Annotated in this window: 11 protein-coding genes; 5 read left to right on the top strand and 6 right to left on the bottom strand. The window is 61.4% G+C overall.

The genetic code is table 11. From position 1 onward, the window contains the following. Positions 1 to 60: 60 nt before the first annotated feature. From fes to GQB00_RS06950, 3 genes are all read right to left on the bottom strand, one after another. Complete coding sequence (fes, locus tag GQB00_RS06940) at positions 61 to 1,614, bottom strand: enterochelin esterase (RefSeq protein ID WP_165855683.1); 1,554 nt, start codon at positions 1,612 to 1,614, stop codon at positions 61 to 63. A gap of 202 nt (positions 1,615 to 1,816) precedes the next feature. Beyond that, positions 1,817 to 3,148 (bottom strand): DUF2252 domain-containing protein, encoded by a 1,332-nt coding sequence (locus tag GQB00_RS06945; protein ID WP_165855684.1) that lies wholly within the window; start codon positions 3,146 to 3,148, stop codon positions 1,817 to 1,819. A 167-nt stretch (positions 3,149 to 3,315) separates the two neighbouring features. Beyond that, complete coding sequence (locus GQB00_RS06950) at positions 3,316 to 4,422, bottom strand: mandelate racemase/muconate lactonizing enzyme family protein (protein WP_165855685.1); 1,107 nt, start codon at positions 4,420 to 4,422, stop codon at positions 3,316 to 3,318. A gap of 209 nt (positions 4,423 to 4,631) precedes the next feature. On the opposite strand from GQB00_RS06950, the gene GQB00_RS06955 reads away from it, so the two are divergent. From GQB00_RS06955 to GQB00_RS06965, 3 genes are all read left to right on the top strand, one after another. Then, on the top strand, positions 4,632 to 5,417 hold the full coding sequence (locus tag GQB00_RS06955) for a ZIP family metal transporter (protein WP_111495208.1): 786 nt from the start codon (positions 4,632 to 4,634) through the stop codon (positions 5,415 to 5,417). Positions 5,418 to 5,595: 178 nt separating this feature from the next. Beyond that, positions 5,596 to 8,019: a response regulator gene (locus GQB00_RS06960; RefSeq protein ID WP_165855686.1), complete on the top strand. Its 2,424-nt coding sequence runs from the start codon at positions 5,596 to 5,598 to the stop codon at positions 8,017 to 8,019. A gap of 178 nt (positions 8,020 to 8,197) precedes the next feature. Beyond that, positions 8,198 to 9,409 (top strand): MFS transporter, encoded by a 1,212-nt coding sequence (locus GQB00_RS06965; RefSeq protein ID WP_165855687.1) that lies wholly within the window; start codon positions 8,198 to 8,200, stop codon positions 9,407 to 9,409. Here the strand turns inward: GQB00_RS06965 and GQB00_RS06970 are convergent, their stop codons facing one another. The 3 genes from GQB00_RS06970 to GQB00_RS06980 form a co-directional block, all read right to left on the bottom strand. Next, positions 9,410 to 10,186 (bottom strand): CLCA_X family protein, encoded by a 777-nt coding sequence (locus GQB00_RS06970; protein WP_165855688.1) that lies wholly within the window; start codon positions 10,184 to 10,186, stop codon positions 9,410 to 9,412. A 194-nt stretch (positions 10,187 to 10,380) separates the two neighbouring features. Next, complete coding sequence (locus GQB00_RS06975) at positions 10,381 to 10,797, bottom strand: DUF2628 domain-containing protein (RefSeq protein ID WP_165855689.1); 417 nt, start codon at positions 10,795 to 10,797, stop codon at positions 10,381 to 10,383. Positions 10,798 to 11,320: 523 nt separating this feature from the next. Continuing rightward, on the bottom strand, positions 11,321 to 12,361 hold the full coding sequence (locus tag GQB00_RS06980) for a zinc-dependent alcohol dehydrogenase family protein (RefSeq protein WP_165855690.1): 1,041 nt from the start codon (positions 12,359 to 12,361) through the stop codon (positions 11,321 to 11,323). Between the two features lie 147 nt (positions 12,362 to 12,508). Between GQB00_RS06980 and GQB00_RS06985 the strand changes: the two genes are divergently transcribed. Both GQB00_RS06985 and GQB00_RS06990 read left to right on the top strand, forming a co-directional pair. After that, entirely contained in the window at positions 12,509 to 12,976 is a 468-nt protein-coding gene (locus GQB00_RS06985) for an Lrp/AsnC family transcriptional regulator (RefSeq protein WP_111495197.1), read from the top strand. Positions 12,977 to 13,087: 111 nt separating this feature from the next. After that, positions 13,088 to 13,702: a tyrosine-type recombinase/integrase gene (locus GQB00_RS06990; RefSeq protein ID WP_165855691.1), complete on the top strand. Its 615-nt coding sequence runs from the start codon at positions 13,088 to 13,090 to the stop codon at positions 13,700 to 13,702. The last annotated feature ends 59 nt before the right edge of the window (positions 13,703 to 13,761 follow it).

Genomic DNA, 13,761 nt, shown 5'->3' on the forward strand with positions numbered 1-13,761 from the left:
CCCCGGTCGCTGACACAGGGCCGGGGCTCATGGCCGTTGTTCTCTCGGCACGCTCCGTTTTTACCAGCCCGCCATATCCGCCAACGCCAGCAGCCCATCGGACAGCACACCGCGCCAGATGAGGTAATCGTGGGCGCCGGCGTATTCGCGATAGCGCACGTCGAAGCCCTTGGCCTGCAGCAGGTCACGTACGTGGCGATTGGTTTCCAGGATACCGGCGGCGCCGGCGTGTTGGCGCTCGAACAGGCCGGCACTGAGGAAGAAACGCACGGGCCGGGCCGGCATGTCCACCAACTCCCGGGCTACGTATTCCTGTTCCGCAGCGGGTGTACCCGGCGGTGACCACCAGAACGACGAGGACATGCCCAGCACGTTACCGAACACCCGCGGATACGCCAGGGCGATGGTGGTGGACGCCAGCCCGCCGTAGCTGGAACCGGACAGGATGGTGCGCGCGGCCGTCGGCTCCAGGTCGGTTTCCTGAGCCACCCAGGGCACCAGGTCTTCGGCCATCACCTTTGCGAAATCCGGATTGGCGGGCAGTTCCCGGCCCCGGGTTTCCAGGTCGGGATTGGCAACGAACACGGCCACCACCGGCGGAATCACGCCCTCGGCGATCATGTTGTCGAGGATGGTGGGTGTGGGCACCGTGGTGGTATAGGCTTCGGCGTCGAACAGCACCAGCAGCAGGTTGTCAGGATTGTCCGGCTGGAACCCCGGGGGGCGATAGATCATGACATCGCGCTCGTTCCCCAGCGCCTCGCTGGCAAAGCGATAGGAACGCAGCTCGCCATGCGGTACGTCCCGCGGCGCCAGCCAGGGCTGGGCCGGGGCCTCGGACAGGGCGACGGTCGACTTTCGGTTATAGACGTCCGGCGCATCGGTCGGCCAGGGGTGACGGTTCAGCGGGTCGGCCTGGGCGGTCGCCAGCAGGGCCACGCGGCGCTCCCGGTCGGTGCCGTCAAATTCGGGGATATCCGGCGCAATCTGGTAGGACAGGCGGGTGTCCGCCGGGACCTCGAAGCTGTGGTACCAGATGTCCGTCGTCCCCAGCCGCTTCATCCAGGCGTGATCGCCAGAGGGCGAGCCCACGACGCGCGCGTTGTGCCGTGCGCCGCGATAGAGGAACGTCAGCAGGGTTTCGCCGTCGGGACCGGTTTCCTCAAGCGGCGTGCCGCGTTCGCTGATCGCCCGCCAGAGGGCGTCGACGTCATCGCCGCCGGCCAGCTCAGCGGCCAGGCGGGCAACGGTTGGGCTGCGATAGTCAGGCTCCGGCGACTGCTGATCCGCCCTGGCGACCTGACGTACCAGCGAGAGCGCGTAATCGCCGCCCGAAGCCCCACTCAGGCGCAATGCCACCGGTTCGGCGGGCGCCACAAACTGGAAAAGCCGGCGGTTGTCGCCTTCGCTGACCAACCGTCGGATGGCGGCGCCGTTGCGGTCGACCAGTTCCAACCGGAAATCGGAGGTCGGGATGTCCAGATCCCCCGCCAAGTAATCACCCGCGCGGGTTTCCAGATCCACCTGGATCGTGCCGCCCGCCGCGAGTGTACCGGCGACCGGCTGGTCCGGCGTCAGGACCGTCTGTGCGTGAACCCATCCACTAGCTACCATCACCAGCCCTAGTATTGCCTGTCGCATGAAAGTCGTTACCCATCGTGTGCTCGTTCGGCCGTTGAGACGCGTTTGAAGGAAGGCCTTTATACCAGCACGCAATAAATAATGATAACGATTCGCATGATACAGGGAACGGGCGGGGGTCCGTGATGCGGAGACCAGGCCGCTCAGTCGTTCAGCGCATTAACCAGACGGGACACTAGACCATGTCTCCCCGCTCGTCGTCTTCGGTTGCGTCGACGAAGGCCGCCAGGAACGTGCGGTAGTCCTGCTCGACACAGGCGGCGTAATGGCGGGCGATGGCGCTGACCAGCCGGCGGAAACGGCCTTCCCGGCCAACGATCAACCGCTGCAGGGACTGCTCGAACTGAAACGGGTTGTCGGGATTCAGGGTGCGACTGGCGCGCTTGTGCTCGGTGGCCAGCACGTCGCCCCAGAGGGCGGCCATTTTTCGGAGATGCTTCTCCTTGTCCAGCTTGTCGGTGGGGAAATCATCCTTGAACGGTGAGCGTTCGCGTACCGAAAAGATCGCACCGTCCATGGCCAGCCAGCCCAGGTAGCGGTCGGGATGCTCCGCCAGCGCCCGGAATGCCCTGGCGTGGCGAACGCCCTCGTTGTCGTAGGCGGCTTCATAGGCCGCCCGTTCGTCGGCGTCCATGGCCTGGCAGATGGACGGCCCGTCCTGCTGTTTGATGTCGAGGATGATGTCGTCGTCATGCCCGCCATCCGGGCCCTCAATCAGCGCGTAATAGCGCGGCGTTCCCATGGAGCCGGTGCCCGCCTTGATGCGGCGCACCACATCCTTGACGGCAAAGAAATCGGAGGTGTCGTCCCGGGTGTCCCGGTAGGCCTCGAACGCGTCCATGAACGTCTTGCGGGCCTGGGGTGACAGCCGCTTGAGCTTGGGATTGGCGGTGTCGAACACGCGCTTGCCGTTCTTCTGGAAGCGGGTCCACTTGTTCAGCATGCGCAGCCGCCCCTTCTTCTTCGCCACCTTCTTGAGGAAAGACTTGAGCGGCTTGCCGGCGTTATCGGCGGTAAAGTGCACCTCGCGCCCGAGGTCATCCTGGTCCCACTGGGTGGCGGCATCCAGGTAGCGGCCGGCCAAGGCGTCCAGGGCGTCGGCCTGGGCCGACTCGTCGAAGCGGCCATTGGCCCGGCAGTCCAGCACCAGACTGACGGCGAGGCGCCAGAGATCGTACTGGTAATCGCTGACGATGGCGTCGTCGAAATCGTCCAGGCCGTAGATCACGTCACCATCGTGGTTGGCGAAGGCACCGAAGTTGTAGACATGGGCGTCCCCCTGGATCCAGGTCTGGGTACCCTCCACCCCGCCGAACAGGGCAAAGCGCCAGTCGTTGTACATATCCTGCCAGAACAGGTGGCTGGTTCCGCGAAAGAAACGGTAGGGCGATTCCGCCATGGCGGCGAACTTGCGCTCCCGGGCGATCGGGTCCAGATCCCGGTTGTTGGCGGTAATCGCGCGAATGACCTGGTGCTTGCGGTTGTGCAGGGTCAGCGATTTGATCATGCCTCTCCTCGTCGTGGGTCGATGCACTGGCGGGCGTCTCGATTCAGACTGACCAGCGTACCGAAGTCGCCCCCGGCCTGTCTTGCCGGGCAAGCCGTGCCGACTGACCAGACTGCGTGCCAGGTTATGTCAACAGGGAGCTGGCTACCCGGGCTCCTGCAAAAGAATCAGGCCGGCCACTGCCGCACCGGCTGACCCAGCACGCTGAAATCCGGCTCGACGCCCAGCCCCGCGCGATCACTCAGCACCATCCGACCGTCGCTGACCTGCGGTGCGCCCGTGGCCAGCTGCACGGTGTTGTAGCCATGCAGGTCGGTGGTATTGAGCAGCCCTGACGGCGGGGTGCTGGCCGCCAGATGGGCGTAGGCGGCCGTGGCGATACCGCTGCCCCAGGCGTCCTCGATGGTCAGCGGGATGCCGGCATCGACGCACAGATCCCGAATAACCCGCGAGCGGGTCAGGCCGCCGAACTTGCTGACCTTGAGGGACATGGCGTCCATGGCATCGTCCTCCAGCGCGCGGCGGACGTCGGCAAGGCTGTTGATGCTTTCATCCAGTTTGACCGGATGGCAGCCGAGCCGTCGCACCGAGCGGCAGGCCTCGTAGCTGGCGCAGGGCTGCTCCAGGTAGATGTCCAGATCCGCCAGGGAGCGGGAAAAGCGCAGGGCCTCGTCACGCCGCCAGGCACCGTTGACGTCACCCACCCAGATCTCGTCCGGCTGCTTGGTAACGGCAAGCTCTCGCAACAGGGCGCCGTCGTCGGCCATGGCGTGGCCCAGCTTGATCTGGAAATGGCGGAAGCCGTCGGCGCGAAATCCGGCCAGATCGCGGGTCATGCTGTCCGCGTCCGCCAGCGGGACGATCCGGTGCAACGGCATGGCATCGCTGAGCAGGCCGCCCAGCAGGATGTAGACCGGCACACCGGCGGACTTTCCCAGCAGGTCCCAGCACGCCAGGTCGATGGCGGCCTTGGCGTAGGCATGGCCGCACAGGGCCTGATCCATACGCGCGTTGATGGCCAAGGTCTGTCGCGGGTCCGCTCCCAGCACCGCCGGCGCCAACTGGTCCAGGCAGGACGGCAATCCCCCGGCAAAGGCCGGCATGTAGTTGGGGCCACAGGGACACACTTCCCCGAATCCCTGCCGGCCGTCGTCAGTGGTCAGCGTCACCACCGAACTGGTGAAGGCGCGATAGGAACGGCCGCCGGCAAAAGCGTAGGCCGCTCCGGCATAGTGCAGTTCTGCGGTGTAAAGGGTCAGACGTTCGATCCGCATGGCCGCTCCAAACGACCGTTGACGACGAGTCTCCACGTTACCCCGACCCTGGGCGGGTGTCACTCGTTTGAAACTTGTGCCGCCAGGCGCTTCCATAAGCCCGCCAAAAACCGCCACAATGGCACGCTTAAGCGTATCGCCTGACACTTTATCCGATTGATTCGATTGGCCGGCCGGGCCATGAAAGCCTGGACCCGGTGGGGAGAAGCATGTTTTCCGAACTCAGCGTCGTCTGGCAAGGCGCCATTGCCAGCTTCCTGGCAGGCAACGGCACCGCCCTGGGCGCTCTGGGCGTCTTCCTGATCCGCAACCTGTCCGACCGCATGCAGGACAGCATGCTCAGCGCCGCAGCCGGGGTGATGCTGGCGGCGTCTTTCTTCTCTCTGTTGCTGCCCGGTCTGGAGTACGGCGAAGAGCTGACCGGCCAGACCTGGATCGCCGCGTTCATGGTCATAGCCGGCGTCCTGATCGGCGCGATGCTGCTGTTCTGGCTTCATCAGCGTGTCCCACACGAACGCTTTGCCCTTAGCGAGGACGGACCGGACAGCGCGCGGGTCAAGCGCATCTGGCTGTTCATCATCGCCATCACGTTGCACAACTTTCCCGAAGGCATGGCCGTCGGCGTGGGTTTCGGCGGTAACAACCTCAACAACGGCATCGTGCTCGCCATGGGTATCGGCCTGCAGAACATCCCCGAAGGCCTGGCGGTGGCGATCTCGCTGCTGTCGATCCAGCATTCGCGGCTGCAGGCCTTTGGCCTGGCGGTCATGACCGGGCTGGTGGAGCCCATCGGCGGGCTGTTCGGGGCCGGAATGGTGTGGCTGGCGGAGCCGGTGATGCCCTGGACCCTGGGCTTCGCCGCCGGGGCCATGCTGTTCATCATCAGCGACGAGATCATCCCGGAAACCCATCGCGGCGAATTCCGCACCCATGCCACGTTTTCGTTGCTGGGCGGTTTTGCGGTGATGATGTTCCTGGATACGACGCTTGGCTAATCCCTCTCCCCCGCGCAACGGGCATGACCTGGATCAGCGACCGCGCATTAACTCTGAGAAAGGTTGGCCCCATTTTTCGGGCATTTCTTGTATGGTCTGATGGTGATCCAGTTCACACTGGCAGCAGGCCCGCCACGCCAAGCCGACAACTTCATCGACACAGGCAAGGGAAGGATTAATGGCAGACCCCCAGGCCCAGCAGAAATTCCAGCAACTCCGACAACAGTATGTTCAGGGCTTACCCCAGCGAATCCAGCAGATTCGCACCGCCTGGGACCGCCTGCAGCATGTCAGTTGGGATCCGAAAGTGCTGAACTTCATGACTCACGCCGTGCACAAGCTGACCGGCAGCGGTTCCACTTTCCGTTTCCCCGAGATCACGGCCAATGCCAGCACCCTGGAGCAGCAGCTGATCGAATTGCAGGCCAAGGCAGAAGCCAGCCCGGAAGAACGTCAGTTGATCGTCAGCAGTCTGGAGGCCCTGAACCGCGCCATCAATCAGGCCAGCGGCGGCCAGGAGGAAGAAACGGGAACGCCGGGCGAGGACGATACCGCCAAACCCGAGTTCAACATCGCCGTCGTCGAGGACGATCCGGCGCAGGCCTCCCAGCTTCATCAGGAGTTGAGCGGCCAGGGTTACCATGTGGACGTCTTCGCCGACCCGGAGACCTATTCCCGGCGAGCCCAGGAGAAAGTGTTCCAACTGATCCTGCTGGACGTAGGCTTTCCCGAAGGCCCCCTGGAGGGGCTGGCCTGGCTGGAACGGCTGCGCGGACACGTGGGCAGCCATGTGCCGATCGCCATCATGTCCGCGCGCACCGACATGGTGGCACGCATGCGTGCGCTGCAAGCCGGAGCTGACATTTTCCTGACCAAGCCGCTGGACCTGAATTTCCTGGCCCGTCGCATCCGCCAGTTGCACGAAAGCGCCACCGATGTCTGCCCCCGCGTGCTCTGGGTGGACGACGACAAGGATCTGCTTAACTACTACCGGAACCTGCTGACCGAGCGCGGCTATCAGGTGGATTGCCTGTCCCAGTCGGTGCGCCTGCTGGAACGGATCGAACGCTTCCAGCCGGACGTGATTGTTCTGGATTATCAGATGCCCTCGTGCAACGGTCTCGAGTTGGCCCGTATCCTACGCCAGGACCCCCGCTACATGACCATCCCCATTCTGTTCGTCTCGGCGACAGCGGACCTGCAGAACACCGAGGGGCTGGGCAGTCTGGTGGGTAACGCCTATTTCCAGAAACCGCTGGACGACGAAGCATTCATCAACTGCCTCCAGGCGCAGATCGTCAAGGCACAGCTGATTGCCGCCCGCATCGACTTGCTCAGCCAGCGCCACGAGGTCAGCGGCCTGCAGAACCAGGACTACTTCATCGACAGCCTGGAGCACCTGATGGGACGCCTGAGCACGGACGAAACCCAGCTCGCCCGCACCCTGATTCAACTGGCCATCGACAACGAGCCATACATCAAGGCACGCCTGGGCACTCGCCGGATGATCGAACTGACCGGTCAGTTGGAGAAACACCTGGCCAGTCATCCCCTCATCGGCGGCCGCGGCTGCCATCTCGGCGGCGGCAGCTATCTGCTGTTGGCGGAGGGCACGACCCCCGACGACAACCGCACCCTGACCGAAGCGTTGCGCACGGAGCTGTCTGAACTCCCCTGGTTGACGGAGCAGGTCGGCAAGTCGCTGACGGTCAGTATGGGAGCGCTCCCGCTCAACCACGGGCTGGACGTGGACCAGGCCCTGAGCCAGGTGGAACAGGCCTGCGCCACCGCCATCCGCGAAGGCGGTGATCGGATCGAATGGCATGAGGAAGAGCCCCCGGAAGAGCAGCCAAAGCTCAACGAGCACATTCAGGAACTGCTGCAGAACAGGTCCTTCACCCTGCACTTCCAGCCGGTCATGAACATGGAGACCGAGGACACGATGTTCGAGTCTCTGGTGCGCCTGGTGGACGACGATCAGGTCGTTTACATGCCCAGCCAGTTCCTGCCATCGCTGCCGTCCGACCGCGGCCACTACGATCTGGATCGCTGGGTCATCGAACACGCGGTAGAAAACCTGGCCAAGCTGGAAGGCAAGGCCTCGGCCTCCCATTCGGTGATCATCAAGCTGTCCTCGTCGCTGGCGGACGTGGCACGGATGCAGCCGTTTATCACCAACGTCATCCGCTCGTCACGGGTCAAGGGCCAGCGGCGCATCTTCCTGGCGTTTTCCTGCCCCAGCGTCGTCAAGGAAATTCCAACCGCGCAAAGTCTGTTCGCGACCCTGCAGCAACTGGGATTCGGCATCATCGTTGAGCACGTCACCCTCAACAGTAATATCGTTCAGTTGCTCAAAGACGTGGGTAACGTCGACTTCGTCAAACTCCGCCCTGCGCTTGGCTCACGTGACGGCCAAACCCGCGAACTGGACCAGTTGCTGACCCAGTTGTCGGCCCATTTCGGGTCCCCGGAACACATCATTGTCACCGGGGTCGAAGACGCCCGGGTGCTGTCCCGTTTCTGGGAACAGGGCATCCGCTACTTCCAGGGCTACTTCATCCAGAAACCCGGCATCGCCATGCACTATTCCGACGCCGGTTGATCCCCGCGGCGTCCCCTGGCGTCGCGCCCCCCGATTGATCCAGGCAAACCATCCGGCCCGGTCGTCTGTCAGGTCCGGTATACTGCGCCGCCCACGCCGGACTCGCTCCGGCCCGGCGGCCTTTCCAGCTAATGGTCGCACGATTTCGGTTCATCCTGACGTCCGGAGACGACGCGCCATGTCCAGCCCATCGCCCAGTGCCAGCCTGCGCCCCAATGACCTGCTGACGTTCGTCATGGCCGCCGCCTGCGGTATTGCGGTGGCCAACATCTACTACGCCCAACCGCTGCTGGACACGCTGGCCGCCTATTTTGGCGTGGGCCGTGGCACCGCCGGGCTGATCATCACCATGACCCAACTGGGCTACGCCGCCGGCCTGATCCTGCTGGTGCCACTGGGGGACCTGCTCGAACGCCGCCGGCTGATCACGGTGATAACTCTGGTGACCGCTGTTTCGCTGGCCGGCGTCGCCCTCTCGCCCAGCATCGCGCTGTTCATCATGGCGGCGCTGGCCACTGGGGTGACCGCGGTGGTGGCCCAGATTCTGGTGCCGTTCGCCGCGCACATGGCCAGCGATGCCGAGCGCGGGCGCGTGGTGGGGCGGGTGATGACCGGCCTGCTGCTGGGCATTCTGCTGGCGCGGGTCGTGTCCGGTGGTATTGCCGATATCTGGGGCTGGCGCGCGGTCTACTGGCTGGCGGCTGGTGTGATGCTGCTGCAGGCAGTCATGCTTGCTCGCCTGTTGCCGGCGGAACCGCCCCAATCGAAGATGTCCTACGGTCGCCTGCTGCTTTCGGTGCTGGCCCTGATGCGCGACGAACCCTTGCTGCGCCGACGCATCCTCTACGGCGCCCTGGGCTTCGCCAGTTTCAGCGCTTTCTGGACCACGCTGCCGTTCCTGCTGGCCCAGCCGCCCTACGGCTACCGGGATTCGGTGATCGGCCTGTTCGGACTGCTCGGTATCGCCGGGGCCCTGTGCGCCAATCTCGCCGGCAGCCTGCACGACAAGGGCCACTCACGCCTCGGCACGGGGCTGTTCCAGGCACTGATGGGGCTGTCCTTCCTGTTGATGGCCATACTGCCCCACAGCCTGGCCGCCATCATCGTGGGCGTGATCGTGCTCGACCTGGGGGTGCAGGGCAACCAGATCCTCAACCAGAGCGCCATCTACCAGATTCGTCCGGACGCGCGCAGCCGCATTACCACTGCCTACATGACCTGCTATTTCCTCGGCGGTGCGGCGGGATCGGCCGGAGCGGCCTACCTGTTCCAGATCGGCGGCTGGCTTGGCGCCTGTCTCCTGGGGATGGCGCTGGGCGCCGCCGGCGTACTTTTCTGGCTGACCGAACCCACCCAACCGGCTGGAGAAACCAACACGGCCGGGCGCTGATCAGACCGATTCGCTCCGCTTCAGGGCCGCGCCCAGAGACCGGAAGTAGTCCGAAAACGCCCGGTTGATCCGCTCCCGTTCTTCCCCGGTCGGGTAGAGCCCCAGGCGCGCTTCCTCAGTGGCGCGGGTGCCCTTGACCAGGAACGCGTTCTTGCACGGGCCATCCTGCACGAACGCTTCGAACGCCCGGGCGCAGAGTTCCTCCGGCTGACTGAAGTACAGCGTGCCGGCGGCCTTGTCGGCCTTTACTGATTGCCGGAAAAGATAGCTGGGGTTGTTGCCATCCGCATCGAGCATGACCGCCGCAAAACACCGCTGCAGCCGGCGATTCAGTGGGTGTTCCGTGCCCGACGCCTTGCCCAGCCAACGCTTTGAAGCAAATGCCCCCGGCGGGCTGCCGGTATACAGCTTGTCGCAGATATAGTGATCGAAGGCGTGGAACCATTCGTGGGCGATGCTCCCGGGCCCGGCGTTCTTGGCCAGGGAGAAGCTGCGGGTCGCCGGCGTGTAGTGCGCCGATACGCCGCGCTGCCCGCCGATGCCGTACTGCAGCCCCAGCGTACCGCGCAGGGAGATCAGCGACTCGGTCCCGCCCAGCGTGGTCATCAGGTCACACAGCGCATCGTAGAACAGTCCGGCGCTGCGCTGTTTCTCCGGCTCCGTCACCCAGCGCCCGATTTCCACCGAGCGGAACTGGAAACGACGGCGGACATCGAGAAAGGTCGCAGGCGCTCCGGCGCGATGGTCGGGGCCGCGTCGATAGAAGGACTGGGACATGGCGCGAAAGGCAGAAATGACCTGGATACTGTTTGTTTATACAGCATGCACCAGATAATAGGGCGGGATCAAGAGGACGGCACACGCGACGCCATCAGGCTGCCGGCCGCACACGCAGTTACCGGAAGGGCCGCGGGATCGGCCTGCTCCGCGTCGCGGCGGAGCGGCCTTGCAAATCGACAGTCAGGACGGCATCAGGCCTGCATCGAAGCAGCGGGCGACTTCTCCGTCGCGTCGGAACCGGCTTCAATACGATGCTCGGTCAGGGCCAGTTCGGGGCTTTGGGCTTCCACGTTGCTGACCAGACGGAACCCGCGCTCCTGGAGATTTTTCTCGCGCATGGCGTTGCCCTGGCCGCCCAACCAGAGCCCGATGCCCAGTCCCAGTATGTTGCACAACAGATTGAAGGCCTTGACGCCGTCATAGCTCATATCCAGCACGAACGGCGCGAAAATGAACACAAGCCCCAGAACCAACAATCCGGCGGCCAGTTTCCAAAGCTGCTTGGCGCACGCCCAGAACATGCCAAAGAAAAACGCGGGCCAGGACCAGCCCTGCTTCACCGCCTCGGATTTGCCGTCCTGGTGGGTATAGATGTGATAACTGTTCATGGGGATCACTCCTTTGAAATCGATCCTGTGTTGAATGTCAGGCCTTTCAATCGGCCCGACGGGTCGATGGATATTCCCTATCCACGCGCCGGAGTGAACCAGAATCGACAAATCCCCGACAAGTGCGTGCTACCACCTACGCGTCCTGAAAGAACTGTGCATGCGGGCATAAGTTGTCCGCTTTGGCCAGCCTTCGGTAGCGAGCGCGAGATAATTTGTCCGCCGTAACCTGCCCCCAACGTTCTAATCCATCTTGGCCTTGGTAAGGCTCGTCCAGGGCAAGGCACCCTGTTGTCGCCGGACATTGTCCTCTCGGGTGACATAGGTCACCGGTTGTGGCCGAGGATTGTCGTCATGTATTAGCCTGAGTTCTTTCAGGCTGTCGGTTTTAAACAAAAGCGAACATTCGCACTTCACTCGACGAACCCTTCTCACAGTCTCAGCGTTCGAAGGTCTTTATTTCCGTTGCTTTCTGAGTGCATTGCTCATGTTTAACTACTCACGACACATTGGATCCTTGCATTTAGAAACTCGTGATCACAGTTGCGCCGAGAGACTGAAACTTGTCCATGTTAATGAGGGTCTCTGGAGCTTCTTCCAAAGAAATCCTATTGCCGACAAGGCGGGACGGATCGAGCTTGCCGGAGCTGATCATATCCAGCATCGCACCATAACGATATGCCTGCATGCCATGGGAACCAAGAATTTCCAGTTCCTTACCAATCACCTTGGCCATCGGGACTTGCGGTGTGGTGTGATCTCCCAGCATCAGGCCAACCTGGATGTGCTTCCCGCGTGGTCGAAGATTTTGAATTGAGTTGAAGCAGGTCATGGGATGGCCGAGGGCATCCAAAGACACATGAGCCCCGCCTTTGGTCAATTCAATGACTGCCTCAGGCACGTCTGCCACAGCTGCGCCGTTCAGGGTTGCAACTGCTCCCAAGTTCTTTGCCAATGCGAGCTTTTCGTCATCGATATCGATTGCGATCACATTTGCACCAACAGCATTTGCGATCATGATCGCAGATAGACCGACTCCGCCACAGCCATGGACCGCAACCCGTTGTCCGGCACTTACCTTACCTTGATCGACGATGGCTCGGAACGAGGTGGCAAACCGACACCCAAGACTGGCTGCTGTCGCAAAGTCCATGTTCTCAGGTAAGGCCACAAGATTTAAATCGGCCTGGTGGATGCCGACGTACTCGGCAAACGAACCCCAATGAGTAAAACCTGGCTGCTCCTGATTGTGACAAACCTGCTGATGACCAGCATGGCATTCCGAGCATGAACCGCAACCGGAAATAAAAGGGACGGTCACACGATCACCTACTTTCCAGTTGGAGACGTTCTTGCCAACCGCAGTGATCACACCAGCCAGTTCGTGTCCGGGCACATGGGGTAGATCGATGTCTTTGTCGTGCCCCATCCAGCCGTGCCAATCAGATCGGCACACACCGGTGGCCTCTACTTTAATTACCACGCCATGTGTTTCAGGGGTTGGATCGTTCACCTCAACGAGCTTGGGTAGTTCCTGAAACTTCTCAATCAGAACGGCCTTCATGGGGTGCTTTCCTCTTTTCAGTGAATGCTTCGGATTCTCTATGTTAATTCCGACAGCCTGAAAATGCCTTGCTATTCACACTACAAAATTGAGATAAAATGAAATAGTCTTTTAATAGATGGCTTCTTAAGGAATGGATCTTTCTAAATGTTCAAAATTGATAGGGTGGATGCCGATATTCTCGATATGCTCCAAGAGAATGGAAGGCTATCCAATGCCAAGGTAGCGGGGCGACTTTCGATAAGCGAAACGCCATGCTGGCGTCGATTAAAGCGACTTGAGGAGAGCGGAGTAATCGCCGGGTATCAGGCAGTCCTGGATCGGCGAGCGCTAGGTCTGGGTGTCTTGGCGTTCGTCCAGCTAGGGTGTAATGAGCATAGCGAGGAAACAACAGAGGAATTTCAACGGATTATTCAATGCAGCCCGAACGTTCTTTCTTGCCACAACACGACTGGCGAGGCTGATTTTTTACTTCAAGTCGTTGCTAAAGATCTGGATGATTACAGTCGCTTCGTTGAACATGTATTGCGGCGATTGCCAGGTGTTACGAGCATCCGATCCAACGTCTCCCTACGCGAACTTAAATCGTCCAACCGGCTACCGATACCGATTTAGATGGCGGAAATTTACGAGGTCTCAATGTTCGCTTTGCGACCTGGTTGAGCAGCAGATAACGATCTTCTGAACCATACTTAAAGGCCCTTACCCTCCAAAGAGGGCCACGTCATGACATTTCCTACCAGCCAAGCTCCCTGGAACAAAGGGAAGCTCGTCGGCCAGAAGCTAGCGCTCAAACTCGAACAAATATGGGCTATACGTATTCGGTTAGAGATAGCGAAGAACATCCGCGAGCTGGCTATGTTCAACATGGCAATTGACTGCAAACTCCGATCCTGCGATCTGGTAAAGCTTTTGGTTCGAGATATTTCCAGAAACGGTGAGGTTCTGGACCGGGCTCAAGTCATCCAGCAGAAGACCAGTCAGCCTGTTCAGTTTGAGATAACCAAAAAGACGCGCGAATCGGTCGAAGCATGGATCGAGTTACGCGGACTCTCGGGTATGGATTATTTGTGGCCGAGCCGGATGCGAAAGTTCGACCATATCACTACTCATCAATACGCCCGTCTTGTCAAAAAGTGGATTACCAGCATTGGACTTGACCCTTCAGTCTACGCAACCCATTCAATGAGACGCAGCAAAGCGACATTGATCTACAAGAAGACCAAGAATCTTCGAGCCGTCCAGTTGCTGTTGGGCCACACGAATATGTCGAGCACGGTGCGGTACCTCGGTGTCGAGGTCGAGGATGCTCTGGAGATAGCTGAGAGTATTAACATCTAGGTGCGTAAGTCGGTCCTTGGTCCTTTTGGATGCCGCAGACGCTGCCAGCCCCGGTCGAT

The sequence above is a fragment of the Marinobacter sp. JSM 1782161 genome, from assembly GCF_011421605.1.
GTDB lineage: Bacteria > Pseudomonadota > Gammaproteobacteria > Pseudomonadales > Oleiphilaceae > Marinobacter_A > Marinobacter_A bohaiensis.